This window comes from Mesorhizobium sp. BHbdii, from assembly GCF_053848045.1.
On the sequence record NZ_JBSPKX010000002.1, the window covers coordinates 206,558 to 221,095 of the forward strand.

The window sequence follows — 14,538 nt, forward strand, 5'->3', positions numbered from 1 at the left end:
CAGCCGCCGAGAAACGTGCCTTCCAGCGCCGCGTACCATGAGCGAATCGACGAGGAAAATGCCGCCGAGCGACTGGCCCGGCTCCTGGTCGACGACGACGATCTTCTTGCCGGCCTCGGCCAGTTCCGCCGCGGCGACGAGGGCCGGCAAGGCCGGGCGCCGACAATGATCACATCGGCATCGTCAGCCATTCTCTCCTCCCCCGGCTCTCCTCCCGGCTTTGACGGATCGTCAGACCGTCTCCCAGCCTTCCTTCTCGCCGGCGCGGAAGATGGCGTCGATGACCTTCTGGTTGAGCACCGACTCTTCCAGCGTAAAGACGCGGTCGGTGCCACCCTGTGCCGCCCGCGCGAAGGCCTCGACCTCGAGCCGGTATTGCTGCATGCCGGGGAAGCGGAACACTTGCGCCTCGCTGTGGTTCTGGTTGTGCAGCTCGATGCGATGATGGTCGTAGATGCCGGCGTTGAACGGCGAAAGCACCTCGATGAAGCCCTTCTCGCCGTGGAATACCATCACCTGCCGCGCCGCCATCTGCGTCGACAGGTAGAACGACAGTTCGAAGTCGCCGAAATCGGCGCGGATCGAGGAGTAGATGTCGGTGCCGAACGTCTTGTCGCGCTCGATCGTCGCCTGGACGCGCAGCGGCTCCTTGCCCGTCGAAAAACGAGTCGATACCGTCGGGTAAACGCCGATGTCGGGCAGCGCGCCGCCGCCGAGATCGAGCTGGTTGCGCATGTTCTTGGGATCGACATTGTAGTAGGAGAACGCGCCCTGCACATGGCGCAGCCGGCCGATGGCGCCGTTGGCGATCAGCTCGCGCACCTTGATCCATTGCAGGTGGTAGACGACCATGAAGGCTTCGCAGACGAGCACGTTCTTGGCGTCGCGCAGCTTGATCAGCGGCGGAATGTCCTTGGCATCGAGCGCCAGCGGCTTTTCGACCAGAACATGCTTGCCGGCCTCGATCGCCTTGGCGGTCCATTCGACATGCTGCGCGGTCGGCAGCGGGATGTAGACGCCGTCGACGTCCTTGGATGCGAGCAGCTCGTCATAGGAACCGAAGGCATGGGGCGCGCCGAAACGATCGGCCAGGGCACGGGCCCTCGACATGTCGCGGCTGGCGATCGCGGACAGCACGCCGTTCTCCGCCTCGACTATTGCGGGCAAAAGATGCTCGCGGCCGATCTTGGCCGTCGACAAAACACCCCATCGGAACATCAGGCTTCTCCATCTTTAAATTGCAGACGTCGAGGTTTGCCTGAAATCGGCGGAAAAGCCAATGCGAAGCATGGCAGGGAGCAAGGCGATCGTCTGCGGCTTGTTCGGGTGCCGGCGCTGCCCTCCGCAGAGCTTGGGTTCTTCGTGCCACGAAGTCGGGAGAGGAACTCAGGTCCTGCAAAGGCTATCCCCTTCTACCTGTAAGCGTCATGTCGAAGTCGACGACGTTCGAATAGATCGGCGTGCCGACATCCATGCCGTAGCGCGACCGCAGCACCTTGCCGGTGACATGGAATTTTATCGTGCCTGCCTTGAGGCCGGCGAGCTCGGCTGTGAACTTTTCCGGAAAAGTCTTGCCGCGCGCCGTCAGCCGGCCGGTGACAAGGGCTGACGTGTCGCCGGTGCGTTTCACGCTGGTCGAGCGGAACTGGATTTCCGGATTGTTGGCTGCGTCGAACACCGCGTCGGAGCGAAGGAAGGCGTCGACGCGGCGCTGGCCGGTGCCGACGCTTTCGGGAAAGATCGTGATATTGACCTGGGAGCGCCCGATATTGCTGTTATCGATGCGGATGCTGCCCTTGAAGCGGGCGAAGGCGCCGGCGAGCCCGCCGCCGCCGGCCTTGCCGACGGAGAAACGGATGCTGGAACCGGCCGGGCTGATCGTGTAGCTGCCGGCAGCGTCGCTGAGCGCCACCGCCGCGAAAACAGGCACGGCAAGGCAAGCGGCGACCGCCGCAAATCCGAAGATGCGCGCAACCATGGGCGTGATCCTTTTTGGAGGCAACGCTTTTTAGCGCCCTCGCCCCACCAACGAATGAGCCTCCCACTCTATTCCGCGTTGTGATTTGACGAAGGCGTGATCATGCGCGTCAGCACCGTGTCCTTCAGCCAAAAATGATGGCGCAGCGCCGCGGCGAAATGCAGGGCGACAAGTCCGATGCCGGCATAGGCGAGATACCAATGCGCCGACGTCCAGAAGCTTTCCGCCGGGTCCGATTCCGCGAGTGGCAGGTCCGGCATGACGAACAGGTTGAACGGCACGCTCGGGATCTCCAGCATCGACACCGACACCAGCGCCCAGCCGGACAGGGGCAGCGCGAGCTGAAACGCGTAGAGCGCGAAATGGACGAGCGGCGCTGTCCGGCGCTCGAAGCGTCCGACCGAGCGTGGCAGCGCAGGCACCGCATTGCCGAGCCGCCAGGCAATGCGCAGGATCACCAGGCCGAGCAGCAGGAAACCGAAAGATTTGTGCAGTTGGATCAGCTCGAAGGCGGTGCGCTGGCTGGATACCCGCATCATGACTAAGCCGAGCGCGAACTGGCCGATGAAGATCGCGGCGATCAGCCAATGGAGGACGATCGCCGACCAGCCATAGCGGGTCGTAGTGTTTGTGATCCATGCCGGCATTGTCGGTGAACGAATGCCGGGGCCGCGTTCTTCCACCTCCCCCTGGTGGGGAGGGTCGCGCAGCAAATGCCGCCAGGCGGATTTTGCGAAGCGGGGTGGGGTTCTCGTAGGGCGCTATCCCCACCCCGTCTCGCAGCCTCCGCTTTGCTCCGACTGCGAGCCGACCCTCCCCACAAGGGGGAGGGTGGCCTACCCGCTCATCTTGAAGAAATCGACAAAGGCCCTGAGCGACGGCCGCATCTGGCGGCGGCTCGGATAGTAGACGAAGAAACCGTCGAAGGGCGCGCACCAGTCCTCCAGCACGCGAATGAGCTTGCCGTCGGCAATGCCATCGCGAACATAATCCTCGAACAAGAAGGCAAGGCCGGCGCCGTCGATCGCCGCATTGGCGATCAGATGGTCCTCGTCGAGGATCAGCGGCCCTTGCACCGCCAGCTCGATCTCCTCGCCGTCCTTCTCGAATTCCCAGCGGTAGAGGATGCCGCTGGAAAAGCGGAAGCGGATGCAACGGTGACCGGCAAGATCGTGCGGATGGTGTGGTCTGGGCATGGTCGCGAAATAGGATGGCGCGCCGACGACGGCGCCGCGAAGGTTTGGCCCGATGCGCACCGCGATCATGTCGCGCTGCAGGCTCTCGCCGAGCCGGACGCCGGCGTCGAAGCCGCCTTCGACCACGTCGGTGAAGCGATCTTCAATGACGATCTCCAGCACGATGTCGGGATAGGCCGATGCAAAGGCGCCGAGCCGCGGCGTCAGCGCCAGGTGGGCTGCGGTGCGCGGCACGGTCAGCCTGAGATTGCCGGCCGGCCGGTCGCGCGCCTCGACCGCCGATTCCAGGGCGAGGTCGATTTCGGACAACGCCGGCCTCAGCCGCTCGAGCAGCTGTGCGCCTTCCTCGGTCGGGGCGACGCTGCGCGTGCTGCGCGCCAGGAGCCGCACGCCAAGACGCGCTTCCAGGCTGGAAACCGCATGGCTGACTGCGGAGGGCGCAATGGCCAGTTCCCTGGCCGCGCCACGAAAGCTGCCGCACTGGGCGACGGTTGCTAACACTGCAAGCTGTGAGAGGTGAGTTCGGTTCATTGATCTGTTTTTTAGAACAGCCCGTGCGAAGGAGAGCCGATTATCGAACGCGGTGCAAGACGCTATTTCCGTCGCATCACAACAAGGAGACGCATAATGCAAACCCGCAAGCTTGGAAATGAACTTGACGTCTATCCGGTCGGCCTCGGCTGCATGGGGATGAGCTTCGTCTATGGCGGCCAGGCGGAGGCCGACGCGATCGCCACGCTGCGCCGCGCCGTCGATATTGGTGTCAATTTCTTCGACACAGCCGAGGTGTATGGCCCCTACGAGAACGAGATCCTGCTCGGCAAGGCGTTGAAGCCGGTGCGCGATCAGGTGACGATCGCGACAAAATTCGGCTTCAAGATCCGGGAAGAAGGCAATGGCGTCGAGCGCATGGCAGGCGTTGACAGCCGTCCCGAACACGTCAAAGCGGTCGCCGAAGCCTCATTGAAGCGGCTAGGCACCGAGGTGATCGATCTGTACTACCAGCATCGCGTCGATCCCAATGTCCCGATCGAGGATACGGTCGGCGCCATGGCCGAGCTGGTGCGCGAAGGCAAGGTGCGCGCGCTCGGCCTGTCGGAAGCGAGTGCCGCGACCATTCGCCGGGCGCATGCCGTGCATCCGATATCAACCGTGCAGAGCGAATATTCGCTGTGGAGCCGCGATCCGGAAGAAGAGGTGTTTGCCGTCTGCCGCGAACTCGGCATCGGCTTTGTTCCCTACAGCCCGCTTGGTCGTGGCCTGCTGACCGGCACGATCGCCAAGCCAGAGGCACTCGGTGCCGGCGATTGGCGCCTCACTCTGCCGCGCTTCCAGGCCGACGCCATGGCAGCCAATGCGGCTGTTATCGCCACGCTGGAGACGATGGCGGTCCAGAAGGGCGTGACGTCGGCGCAGCTGGCGCTCGCCTGGGTGCTGCATCAGGGCGATTTCATCGTGCCGATCCCCGGCGCCCGCAAGATCCGCCATCTGAAGCAGAACGCGGCAGCGGCACAGATCGCGCTGAGCCAAGCCGAGGCGGCGGCCATCGGCGACGCGCTGTCGCCGGAGAAGGTCACCGGCAAGCGCTACACCGAAGAGATGCTCGCGCTGGTCAACGGATAGACAGCGGCTGGATGAAAATTCGAAGGGGCGCTCCGGCGCCCCTTCTTTGTTTCCAATCCAAATTTTTTATGCCCGCAGCACGCCGCCGGTCTGCTTGTGCACATTCTCGACGATGCGCTTTGCCAGCGTCTCGAAATCCTCGTCGGTCAGCGTTTTTTCGATCGGCTGGATCGACACTTCGATGGCGATCGATTTCTTGGCCGCGCCGAGCGATGCCCCTTCGAACACGTCGAAAACCGAGACGTTGGTGATCAGTTTCTTGTCGGCAGCAAGGGCGGCACGGGTCAGCGTGCCGGCTTCGACTGCCTTGTCGACGACGAAGGCGAAATCGCGCTTGACCGCCTGGAAGGCAGACAATTCCAGCTTCGGTTTCGTCCGCGTCGCCTTGGCCTTCGGCTCGGGTACGGCGTCGACGAAGACCTCGAAGCCGCAGAGCGGCCCGGAGACGTCCAGTTCCTCCAGCGTCTTAGGGTGGAATTCGCCGAACGTTCCCAAGATGACTTTAGGTCCGAGCTTGATCGTGCCGGAACGGCCGGGATGATACCAGGCCGGGCCGCCGGCCTCGATCTGCAGCCGCTCGACCGGCGCGCCGCAGGCTTCGAGTGCTGCGATCGCGTCGGCCTTGGCGTCGAAAACGCCGACCGGACCGGCATTGCCGGCCCAATGCCGGCCGGAGCCTTCGAGCTTGGCCGTGCCGCGCCGAACGCCGGCGGCGACGCGTCGCTGCTGGTCGGCCGCATCGCCCTCGTAGGTGCCCGATACTTCGAACAGCGCAACATCGCCGATGCCCTTGTCGGCATTGCGCTGGGCAGCGGCGATCAGGCCCGGCAGCAGCGACGGCCGCATGTCGGACATGTCGGCGGCGATCGGATTGGCGAGCTTGAGTGCTGTCTCGCCACCGCCGAACAGTTCGGCATGTTTTGCCGGAATGAACGACCAGGTGACCGCCTCCATCATGCCGCGCACCGCCAGCGCCCGCTTGGCGGCGCGGGTGCGGACCTGCAGCGTGGTCAGGATCTTGGCATTGACGGCATCATGCGCGCCGAGCGGCTGCGGCGCGATATTGTCGATGCCATGGATGCGCATGACTTCCTCGACCAGGTCGGCCTTGCCGTCGACATCCGGCCGCCAGGATGGCACGGCGACATTGATGACATCACCCACGCCTTCCGGTTTGAAGCCGAGGCGCGAAAGGATGGCGAGACTCCCGTCCCTGGGCACCTCGATGCCGGTCAGCCGCTTCACTTCCGACAACGGGAAGGAAACGATCTTCTCGACATGGCCGGCATAGCCGACGACTTCGGTTTCGGTCGGCGTCCCGCCGCAGAAATCCAGCACCAGCTTAGTGGCCAGTTCCACCCCGGGCACCATGAATTCGGGGTCGACGCCGCGCTCGAACCGGTAACGCGCATCGCTGATGATGCCTAGCGTCCTGCCGGTGCGCGCGGTGGTGATCGGATCCCAAAGTGCGGATTCGATCAGCACGTCGGTAGTGTTCTCGTCGCAGCCGGAATGCTCGCCGCCCATGATGCCGGCGATCGATTCGACGCCGTCCTCGTCTGCTATGACGCACATGTCAGGCGTCAGCGTGTATTCGCGCCCGTCGAGGGCGAGTACCTTTTCGCCATCGCTGGCCCGCCGCACGGTGAGGTTGCCGGCGACCTTGTTGGCGTCGAACACATGCAGCGGCCGGCCGCGGTCGAAGGTGACGTAGTTGGTGATGTCGACCAGCGCGCTGATCGGTCTCAGCCCAATGGCGATCAGCCGCTGCTGGAGCCATTTCGGCGACGGGCCGTTTTTCACGCCGCGCACCAGCCTGAGCGCGAAACCCGGGCAAAGCTCCGGTGCTTCGATCTTCACCTTGACCGGGCACATGCCGTCGCCGGCATGCGGCATGATCGCGCCGCCGACAAGGCGGCCGAGTCCGCTCGCCGCCAGATCGCGGGCGATGCCATAGACGCTGGTCGCGTCCGGACGGTTCGGCGTCAAATTGATCTCTATGACCGGATCGTCGACATGCGCGTAGGCGGCGTAGCTGGTGCCAACAGGCGCATCGGCGGGCAGGTCGATGATGCCGTCATGCTCTTCGGAAAGCTCCAGCTCGCGCTCGGAGCACATCATGCCATGACTTTCGACACCCCTGATCTTGCCGACCGCCAGCGTCACGTCGATCCCGGGGATATAGGTGCCGGGTGCTGCAAAGGCGCCGATCAGGCCAGCGCGAGCGTTGGGCGCACCGCAGACGACCTGCACCGGGGCCTTGCCGTCGCCGGTATCGACCGTCAGCACGCGCAGCCGGTCGGCGTCGGGATGCTGCACCGCGGTCAGCACTTTGGCGATGACGAACGGCTTCAGGCTCGACCTGTCGTCGACATGCTCGACTTCGAGGCCGATCGAGGTCAACCGCTCGACGATCTCGGCCAGCGAGGCGTCGGTCTCGAGATGATCCTTGAGCCAGGAGAGGGTGAGTTTCATGACTGTGTTCCGTCTGATGGTCTGGGCACGCTGGTCTTCAAATGGCGCGGCAAGTCGTCCGGCATGTGCAGGAAGGGCAGTTGCTCGCGCACATGGGCATGGTGCGTCGGTTTGAAATAGGCCGGCATGTCCATGGCGCCGAGCACGAAATAGATATGGTCGGCCAGCCGCTCGTCGACATAGGCGATCGGCGAGCCGCAGACGCCGCAAAAGGAGCGCGTCACCGACCCGTTCTCGAACATCTTCAGCGCCTTGCCCGTGAAGGCGACCTGCTCGGTCATGAAGCCGACGAAAACCGACACCGGCGCGCCGCTGGCCCGCCGGCAATCGCCGCAATGGCAATAGCTGACATGGTGCGGTTCGGCCGAAGCCTCGAACCGCACGGCGCCGCAACGGCAGCCGCCGGTGTGGGCCGCTGTCATGCGCTCAAGCCCCCGAATAGCGTCGGCATGTCGAGCGGCCGGAAGCCGTAATGCGACAGCCAGCGCACATCGGCGTCGAAGAAGGCGCGCAGGTCCGGCATGCCGTATTTCAGCATGGCGATGCGGTCGATGCCCATGCCCCAGGCAAAGCCCTGATACTCGTCGGGATCGAGCCCGCCGTAGCGGAGCACGTTGGGGTGGACCATGCCGCAGCCGAGGATCTCCATCCAGTCGGAGCCTTCGCCGAAGCGCACCTCGCCCGGCCGCGAACGGTCGCACTGGATGTCCACCTCCATGCTGGGTTCGGTGAACGGGAAGAAGGACGGCCGGAAGCGCATCTTGACCTGCGGCACCTCGAAGAAGGCCTTGCAGAACTCCTCCAGCACCCATTTCATGTTGGCGACATTGGCCGTCTTGTCGATCACCAGTCCCTCGACCTGATGGAACATCGGCGAATGGGTGGCATCGGAGTCCTGCCGGTAGGTTTTTCCGGGGATGACGATGCGGATCGGCGGCTTCTGCACCTCCATGGTGCGGATCTGCACCGGAGAGGTGTGGGTGCGTAAAAGCTTGCGCTCGCCCTTCTCGTCCGGCTGGAAGAAGAAGGTGTCGTGCATCTCGCGCGCCGGATGGCCTTCGGGGAAATTCAGCGCGGTGAAATTGTAATAGTCGGTCTCGATATCGGGGCCTTCGGCGATGGCAAAGCCGAGGTCGCCGAAGATCGCGGCAATCTCGTCGCTGACCTGGCTAATCGGATGGATGCGGCCGCGCTCGGCCGGCGATTGCCGCACCGGCAATGTGACGTCGACCTTTTCCGCCGCGAGCCGTGCCGCGATCGCCACGTCCTTCAGCTCGGCGCGGCGCGTGGTGAGCGCCTCGGTGATGCGGTTCTTGAGGCCGTTGATAGCCGGGCCTTTTATCTGGCGCTCTTCTGCGCTCATCGAGCCGAGCGTCTTCAGCATTTCTGAGACCGAGCCCTTCTTGCCGAGCGCTGCGACGCGAACGGCTTCGATCGCGGCCTCGTCGGCGGCGGACGCGATGTCGGTCATCAGGGAATTTTCGAGGGTTTCCATATCACTCATGTTTCAGGCCCGATTGGAGGCAAAGAAAAACCCGCGCCAGCCCTGCCAGCGCGGGTTTCCCAAATCAAGTGTCGAAGTGCTTGGGAAGGCGCTGGTTAGGCTACAGCGCTTTCAAAAGCGTTCGGCGTGGTGTTCTTGAGGTATTCGAGCGCGACCTTGGCCTTGGCCACAAGTGCGGCAAATGCCTGCGGCTCGTGGATGGCCATGTCCGACAGGATCTTGCGATCGATCTCGATGCCGGCCTTGTTGAGACCGTCGATGAAGCGGCCATAGGTCAGGCCATGCTCGTGGGTCGCGGCATTGATGCGCTGGATCCAGAGAGCGCGGAACGAACGCTTGCGGTTCTTGCGGTCGCGGTAGGCGTACTGCAGCGACTTTTCCACCGCCTGCTTGGCGATGCGAATCGTGTTCTTGCGGCGGCCATAAAAACCCTTGGCGGCTTTCAGGACCTTCTTGTGCTTGGCGTGCGAAGTGACGCCTCTTTTTACGCGTGCCATGTCATGATCTCCTTAAAACGTTGTCCAGACCGAATGCCTTAGAGGCCGTTCGGCAGAAAATTCTTGATGACCTTCTTGCCATCCGGTTCAGCCAGAACCATCGTGCCGCGGGCATTTCGAATGAACTTGTTGGAACGCTTGATCATGCCGTGACGCTTGCCGGCCGCAGCCGACAGAACTTTACCTGTACCTGTGATCTTGAACCGCTTCTTAGCGGCTGACTTGGTCTTCATCTTGGGCATTTTGCTACTCCGTTTATGTGCGCATCATCGCGCGTTTTGTTCGCTTCAGGCCGACCAATGCCCGAAAAGCAAATGAAACCGCCACGGCATGCCCTGCCGGGCGGTTTTTGGGAACGGCGGTGCTATACGTCAAAGCGGGCCGGCGCGCAACACCCTGTGCCTATGGGAAACGGAACAGCACCGGCAGTATGCCCGATTGCTGGGCGCCGTCGATCGATTCGAAAAACGGCAGGGCAACGAGGAATACCAGTCCGTCGAGCAGCGTCGTCCGCAGCAGGCGCGGCTTGAAGCTGCCGGTGCCGCCTTCCTGATACAGCGAAAGCTTCGGAAAGAAGCGCGGCACCCGCGCCATATACGCCTGGAATGGAGGACCGAAGGCCTCCTTCAGGAACTTCTCTTCGCGCAGGATGACGACATGAAAGGCGGCGGCGCAAATCACCGCGAAGCCGATCGCCGCAGTGATCGAGCCCATCTGCGCGCCGACGCCGGCGGCAGCTATCGAGGAGAAGACATAGAGCGGATTGCGGGTGATCGAATAGGGTCCGCCGGTAACCACCTCGGAGGATTTGCGTCCGCCGATATAGAGCGTTGACCACAAACGCCCGACAATGCCGAGCAAGATCAGCAGGACGCCGACCATTTCGATCGTTTCGTGCGGCACGCTTTCGGGAGGAAAAGCAGACTGGCCAAACAGCAGCGCTGCGAACATGACGACCACGAGGGCGGCAAGCACCATCCTTCGTGCGTGCTGATACCTGCCCAGCGCACGCTTGGCCTGCGCTTGTTCGGCCCGCGCCGATTGCACTTCATTAAGCATGTCGGAAATCCGATCGTCGAGGAACTTCGCCAGCGATCGCAGCGCCTGGCCAAGAAAACAGGCGTCCCCGCCGATCGCGGGACGCCTTTGCAGGATGATTCAGGCGTATTTAATGCATGTCGCCTCTTTTGCCATCATCCGCAACTAATACAGCCAGAAGAGGACGGGAATTACACCGCTTTCCTGTCCGGACTCGATGAGTTCGAAAAACGGTATGGAAGCCAGCAACATCAAGCCGTCGCGCAGCGTGTGATTGAAGATGCGCGGTGTGAAGGTGACCTCGGCCTGATCGCGAAAAAGCAGCGGATTGGGAAAAAACCGCGGCACCCGTGCGATGTAGTCCTTGTACGGCGCCCCGAGCACGGTCGTCAAATGCCGTTCCTCGCGCAGCGTGACGATGTAGAACGCGGCCGCGCACAAAACCGCCGACGCCACCGAGACGATCACGCTGCCGGTCTGGGCGCCGATGCCGGCGGCCGCTACGGTGGAGAAAAAATACAGCGGGTTGCGCATCACCGAATATGGCCCGGTGGCAACCACTTCGGCCGACTTGCGGCCGCCGATATAGAGGATCGACCAGAGCCGGCCGCCGATCCCGATCAGTATCAGGGCGATCCCGTACTGCCCCTCTATGCGTTCGTGGCCTAGTTCATCGTGCGTGGAGCCGCCGAAGATCAGCAAAGCGCAAAAAGCACCGATCAGCAGCGCCAGCAGGACGCGCCGGCGCCGCTGATAGCGGCCCATTTCGTCAAACGACTGTTCAATCGGAGAACGTGCCGCAGCGGCCATGGGACAATCCTTTCGCCGCGAGGACCGGCAGCCCGAATCCTTGTCGATGGAACTTGCGGAGAAATCATGGCGAAGACAAAACAAAACAAAAGGCCGCCGAAGCGGCCTTTGCTTTCGACGGGATCGCTTAGCGGGGCGCCAGCACCATCATCATCTGGCGGCCTTCGAGTTTCGGTTCGGCTTCGACCTTGGCGATGGACGCCACTTCCTCACGAACTTTATTCAGAAGCTGCATGCCGAGTTCCATATGCGCCATCTCGCGGCCGCGAAAGCGCAATGTCAGCTTGACCTTGTCACCTTCCTCGAAAAACCGCCGGACCGCTTTCATCTTGGTCTCGTAGTCATGGCTGTCGATGTTCGGGCGCATCTTGATCTCCTTGATCTCGATGACCTTCTGGTTCTTGCGCGCCTCGGCCGCCTTCTTCTGGTTGGCGTATTTCAATTTGCCGAGATCGAGAATTTTTACGACGGGCGGCACCGCGTTGGGCGATATCTCGACCAGATCGAGCCCAGCCTCTTCGGCGAGCAGCAATGCGTCATTGATGGAGACATCGCCATGGTTGTGGCCTTCGGCGTCGATAAGTTGGACCCGGGGAACCCGGATGTCACGGTTGGAGCGCGGGCCCTCCTTGGTGGGCGCCGTTGCTTTGAAAGGTCTGCGAATGGTCGTGGTCTCCTTGAGCCGTTTCGTTCAGGATTTTCATTTCAGATTGCGAACGCGCCAATGTGGTGAGCGCGCGGCCGGAGTCAATAGCACAGCGTTCACAGGAAATCACCTGTTGCCTGACTCCTGCCTGTACCAAACGAAGAAACTTGCCGGAGCACTTTTCGTTGAACCGCCAGCTGTGTCAAAAGACTTGCGTGAGGAGTTCGCCGTGACCGCACCGGTTTTTCTCGATGTCGACGGAACCACCATCGCTGTCAGGCGCGCTGCGGGTGCCGCGCCAGGCATTGTCTGGCTCGGCGGCTACAAGTCGGACATGCTGGGCACCAAAGCCGAGAAGCTGGCGGAATGGGCGAGCGGGCAAGGCCGGGCATTCCTGCGCCACGACTATTCCGGTCATGGCGAATCGGGCGGCGCCTTTGCCGACGGCACCGTCTCGAAATGGCTTTCGCAAAGCCTCGCTGTCTTCCGCCATTTCACGCAAGGCAGGCAAATCCTGGTCGGCTCGTCGATGGGCGCATGGATCGCGCTGCGCATGATCCAGGAATTGCGCCAAGAATTGCACAAGGAAGGCCAGAACCGCATCGCCGGCCTGGTGCTGCTGGCGCCGGCGCCGGATTTCACCGCAGAGCTGGTCGAGCCGGCGCTGACGAAAGCGCAGAAGCGCGATCTTGCCAAGAAGGGCTTTTTCGCGGAGCCGTCGGACTATTCGGCCGAGCCTTACATCTACACCCGAGCGCTGATCGAGGACGGCCGCAACAACCTGACAATGAACGGGCCGATCGACACCCATTGCCCCGTCCACATATTGCAAGGGCTGGCCGATGCCGACGTGCCGCCGAGCCATGCGCTGAAACTGGTCGGCCTGCTGCCGGCCGACGACGTCACGCTGTCGCTGATCCCCGACGGCGACCACCGCCTGTCGCGGCCTCAGGATCTCGACATGCTGGTGCGGGCGGTCGACGCCATGGTGCGGCAGGCAGGCTAGGGACATGCGCATTTCCATTCCGGTATCCGCCTTCGTCGCGGCGATTGTCGGCTTCGGCGGCACGCTGGCCATCGTCATCGCCGCCGCCAAGGCGGTCGGCGCGACGCAGGTCGAAACCGCGAGCTGGGTGACGGCGATCTGCCTCGCCATGGCGATCGAGAGCCTGTGGCTGTCATGGCGCACCAGGATGCCGGTCATCGCCGCATGGTCGACGCCGGGGGTGGCGCTGATCGCGGCATCGAGCGGCTTTTCGATCGGCGAAGCCGTCGGCGCCTTCATCGTCACCGGGATTTTGCTGATTGCCACCGGCCTGTTCAGGCCTCTGACCAAGCTGATCGCCAGGATACCGGCCTCGGTCGCGTCGGGGATGCTGGCCGGCATCGTCGTCACCTTCGCCATCAATGCGGTGAAGGCCATTCCCGTCGACCCGTGGCTGATCCTGCCGCTGATCGCCACCTTCTTTGTCATCCGCTTGTTCAATCCGGCGCTCTCGGTGCTGGCGGTGCTGGTCGGCGGCGGCGCTGCCGCCTTCCTCACCGGCCGGGTCGGTGGCCTGCCGACCCCGGAACTTTCGACGTTGACGCTGATTGCGCCGCAGTTCACCGTCACGGCGGTCATTGGCCTGGCGCTGCCGCTTTATCTCGTCACCATGGCCTCGCAGAACCTGTCCGGCCTCGCCGTGCTGAGGGCCGCGGGCTATCACCCGGAACCTGGCCCGCTGATCGGCGTCACCGGCCTGCTTTCGCTCCTGTCGGCGCCGTTCGGGGCCTCGACCACCAATCTGGCGGCGATCTCGGCGGCGATCTGCACCGGCCCCGATGTGCATCCCGATCCGGGCGAGCGCTGGAAGACCGGTCCCTTCTACGCGCTTGCCTATCTCGTCTTCGCCATTTTCGGCGCCTCGCTGGTGGCGATCTTCGCCGTGCTGCCGCAGAGCCTGATCGTGCTGGTGGCCGGGCTGGCGCTGATGGCGCCGCTCACCAACGCGCTGTCGATTGCCTTGAAGGAGGAGGGCGAACGCATGGCCGCCACCGTCACCTTTGCCGTCACTGCCTCGGGGCTGACGCTTTTCGGCGTCGGCGCGGCATTCTGGGGGCTGATCGCCGGTTTGGTCGTACTTTTCCTCGAAACCCTCAAAAAGCGATAATCATTTCAGCTGCTTGTCCGGTTTTGGCCGGCACTGTCTTGAATCGCCGTTTTTCCCATCCCATTTCGATTCCACGCAGCCGGGATTGGCTGTCTCCAACTGAAGGATTGGGAGAAAATGAACACATCTGCATTGATCCGTCCGGCCTGGACGCCGGCGACCATCGCACTGATGGTGATCGGCTTTATGGTGTTCTGGCCGCTCGGCCTCGCCATGCTCGCCTACATCATCTGGGGCGACCGGCTTGACGGCTTCAAGCGCGATGTCAACCGCGCGACCGACGGCATCTTCGCCGGCTGCCGCCGCGGTTCCGACAGAGCGGCGCGCTGGGGCCACGGCTCCGCCCGCACCGGCAACGTCGCTTTCGACGACTGGCGCGAAAAAGAACTCGAGCGGCTCAAAGAAGAGCGCCGCAAGCTCGACGAGATGCTGAGCGAGTTCGACGAATATGCCAGGGAATTGCGTCGCGCCAAGGACCAGGAAGAGTTCGATCGCTTCATGGCGAACCGCAACAAGCCGACATCTCCTACAACTGGTGGATCGACCGGCTCGACGGGGACTGGCAACGGTGGCAAATCCACGCCAGGGCTACTGGACGAGTAAGGCACTTGGCCTGAT

General features: G+C 63.0%; 16 protein-coding genes and 1 pseudogene. 4 read left to right on the plus strand and 13 right to left on the minus strand.

Translation table 11 applies throughout. The annotated features are described in order from the left end of the window. Positions 1-42: 42 nt before the first annotated feature. From ACWTU8_RS13665 to ACWTU8_RS13685, 5 genes and pseudogenes are all read right to left on the minus strand, one after another. A pseudogene (locus ACWTU8_RS13665) lies at positions 43-191 on the minus strand (FAD-binding protein); the annotation flags it as partial. 40 nt (positions 192-231) lie between these two features. Beyond that, positions 232-1,218, minus strand: coding sequence for a Gfo/Idh/MocA family protein (locus ACWTU8_RS13670; protein ID WP_455839671.1), 987 nt, complete (start codon positions 1,216-1,218; stop codon positions 232-234). A 184-nt stretch (positions 1,219-1,402) separates the two neighbouring features. After that, positions 1,403-1,978 carry a YceI family protein gene (locus tag ACWTU8_RS13675; protein WP_455848585.1) on the minus strand — a complete coding sequence of 192 codons (576 nt, stop codon included), beginning with the start codon at positions 1,976-1,978 and terminating at the stop codon, positions 1,403-1,405. Positions 1,979-2,046: 68 nt separating this feature from the next. Continuing rightward, complete coding sequence (locus ACWTU8_RS13680) at positions 2,047-2,625, minus strand: cytochrome b (protein WP_455849055.1); 579 nt, start codon at positions 2,623-2,625, stop codon at positions 2,047-2,049. Between the two features lie 189 nt (positions 2,626-2,814). Further along, the gene (locus ACWTU8_RS13685; RefSeq protein ID WP_455848586.1) at positions 2,815-3,705 is read right to left on the minus strand and encodes a LysR family transcriptional regulator; all 891 of its coding nucleotides are present in this window, start codon (positions 3,703-3,705) and stop codon (positions 2,815-2,817) included. A 96-nt stretch (positions 3,706-3,801) separates the two neighbouring features. On the opposite strand from ACWTU8_RS13685, the gene ACWTU8_RS13690 reads away from it, so the two are divergent. Next, positions 3,802-4,797, plus strand: coding sequence for an aldo/keto reductase (locus ACWTU8_RS13690; protein WP_455848587.1), 996 nt, complete (start codon positions 3,802-3,804; stop codon positions 4,795-4,797). A 66-nt stretch (positions 4,798-4,863) separates the two neighbouring features. On the opposite strand, the gene pheT is transcribed toward ACWTU8_RS13690, so the two are convergent. The 8 genes from pheT to infC form a co-directional block, all read right to left on the minus strand. After that, positions 4,864-7,272, minus strand: coding sequence for a phenylalanine--tRNA ligase subunit beta (gene pheT / locus ACWTU8_RS13695; protein WP_455848588.1), 2,409 nt, complete (start codon positions 7,270-7,272; stop codon positions 4,864-4,866). Next, positions 7,269-7,694, minus strand: coding sequence for a GFA family protein (locus ACWTU8_RS13700; protein ID WP_455848589.1), 426 nt, complete (start codon positions 7,692-7,694; stop codon positions 7,269-7,271). Before ACWTU8_RS13700 ends, pheT begins: the two co-directional genes overlap by 4 nt. Continuing rightward, complete coding sequence (gene pheS, locus ACWTU8_RS13705; protein WP_455848590.1) at positions 7,691-8,776, minus strand: phenylalanine--tRNA ligase subunit alpha; 1,086 nt, start codon at positions 8,774-8,776, stop codon at positions 7,691-7,693. Before pheS ends, ACWTU8_RS13700 begins: the two co-directional genes overlap by 4 nt. Positions 8,777-8,871: 95 nt before the next feature. Beyond that, positions 8,872-9,273, minus strand: coding sequence for a 50S ribosomal protein L20 (gene rplT / locus ACWTU8_RS13710; protein WP_006201247.1), 402 nt, complete (start codon positions 9,271-9,273; stop codon positions 8,872-8,874). 38 nt (positions 9,274-9,311) lie between these two features. After that, positions 9,312-9,515 carry a 50S ribosomal protein L35 gene (rpmI, locus tag ACWTU8_RS13715; RefSeq protein ID WP_006201248.1) on the minus strand — a complete coding sequence of 68 codons (204 nt, stop codon included), beginning with the start codon at positions 9,513-9,515 and terminating at the stop codon, positions 9,312-9,314. A 160-nt stretch (positions 9,516-9,675) separates the two neighbouring features. Continuing rightward, the gene (locus tag ACWTU8_RS13720; RefSeq protein ID WP_455848591.1) at positions 9,676-10,332 is read right to left on the minus strand and encodes a methyltransferase family protein; all 657 of its coding nucleotides are present in this window, start codon (positions 10,330-10,332) and stop codon (positions 9,676-9,678) included. Between the two features lie 144 nt (positions 10,333-10,476). Further along, on the minus strand, positions 10,477-11,121 hold the full coding sequence (locus ACWTU8_RS13725) for a methyltransferase family protein (RefSeq protein WP_095517430.1): 645 nt from the start codon (positions 11,119-11,121) through the stop codon (positions 10,477-10,479). 127 nt (positions 11,122-11,248) lie between these two features. Beyond that, positions 11,249-11,785: a translation initiation factor IF-3 gene (gene infC, locus ACWTU8_RS13730; protein ID WP_455849056.1), complete on the minus strand. Its 537-nt coding sequence runs from the start codon at positions 11,783-11,785 to the stop codon at positions 11,249-11,251. 211 nt (positions 11,786-11,996) lie between these two features. Between infC and ACWTU8_RS13735 the strand changes: the two genes are divergently transcribed. The 3 genes from ACWTU8_RS13735 (at position 11,997) to ACWTU8_RS13745 (ending at position 14,523) form a co-directional block, all read left to right on the plus strand. After that, positions 11,997-12,773 carry an alpha/beta hydrolase gene (locus ACWTU8_RS13735; RefSeq protein ID WP_455848592.1) on the plus strand — a complete coding sequence of 259 codons (777 nt, stop codon included), beginning with the start codon at positions 11,997-11,999 and terminating at the stop codon, positions 12,771-12,773. A gap of 4 nt (positions 12,774-12,777) precedes the next feature. Continuing rightward, positions 12,778-13,920 (plus strand): benzoate/H(+) symporter BenE family transporter, encoded by a 1,143-nt coding sequence (locus ACWTU8_RS13740; protein ID WP_455848593.1) that lies wholly within the window; start codon positions 12,778-12,780, stop codon positions 13,918-13,920. Between the two features lie 117 nt (positions 13,921-14,037). Then, a complete protein-coding gene (locus ACWTU8_RS13745) occupies positions 14,038-14,523 on the plus strand; it encodes a DUF2852 domain-containing protein (RefSeq protein WP_455839681.1) in 486 nt (161 codons plus the stop codon). The last annotated feature ends 15 nt before the right edge of the window (positions 14,524-14,538 follow it).

Bases quoted from the DNA above. Each gene is read 5' to 3' on its own strand.
- ACWTU8_RS13670 (WP_455839671.1), bottom strand. From the start codon at position 1,218: ATGTTCCGATGGGGTGTTTTGTCGACGGCCAAGATCGGCCGCGAGCAT.
- ACWTU8_RS13675 (WP_455848585.1), bottom strand. From the start codon at position 1,978: ATGGTTGCGCGCATCTTCGGATTTGCGGCGGTCGCCGCTTGCCTTGCC.
- ACWTU8_RS13680 (WP_455849055.1), bottom strand. From the start codon at position 2,625: ATGCCGGCATGGATCACAAACACTACGACCCGCTATGGCTGGTCGGCG.
- ACWTU8_RS13685 (WP_455848586.1), bottom strand. From the start codon at position 3,705: ATGAACCGAACTCACCTCTCACAGCTTGCAGTGTTAGCAACCGTCGCC.
- ACWTU8_RS13690 (WP_455848587.1), top strand. From the start codon at position 3,802: ATGCAAACCCGCAAGCTTGGAAATGAACTTGACGTCTATCCGGTCGGC.
- pheT (WP_455848588.1), bottom strand. From the start codon at position 7,272: ATGAAACTCACCCTCTCCTGGCTCAAGGATCATCTCGAGACCGACGCC.
- ACWTU8_RS13700 (WP_455848589.1), bottom strand. From the start codon at position 7,694: ATGACAGCGGCCCACACCGGCGGCTGCCGTTGCGGCGCCGTGCGGTTC.
- pheS (WP_455848590.1), bottom strand. From the start codon at position 8,776: ATGAGTGATATGGAAACCCTCGAAAATTCCCTGATGACCGACATCGCG.
- rplT (WP_006201247.1), bottom strand. From the start codon at position 9,273: ATGGCACGCGTAAAAAGAGGCGTCACTTCGCACGCCAAGCACAAGAAG.
- rpmI (WP_006201248.1), bottom strand. From the start codon at position 9,515: ATGCCCAAGATGAAGACCAAGTCAGCCGCTAAGAAGCGGTTCAAGATC.
- ACWTU8_RS13720 (WP_455848591.1), bottom strand. From the start codon at position 10,332: ATGCTTAATGAAGTGCAATCGGCGCGGGCCGAACAAGCGCAGGCCAAG.
- ACWTU8_RS13725 (WP_095517430.1), bottom strand. From the start codon at position 11,121: ATGGCCGCTGCGGCACGTTCTCCGATTGAACAGTCGTTTGACGAAATG.
- ACWTU8_RS13740 (WP_455848593.1), top strand. From the start codon at position 12,778: ATGCGCATTTCCATTCCGGTATCCGCCTTCGTCGCGGCGATTGTCGGC.
- ACWTU8_RS13745 (WP_455839681.1), top strand. From the start codon at position 14,038: ATGAACACATCTGCATTGATCCGTCCGGCCTGGACGCCGGCGACCATC.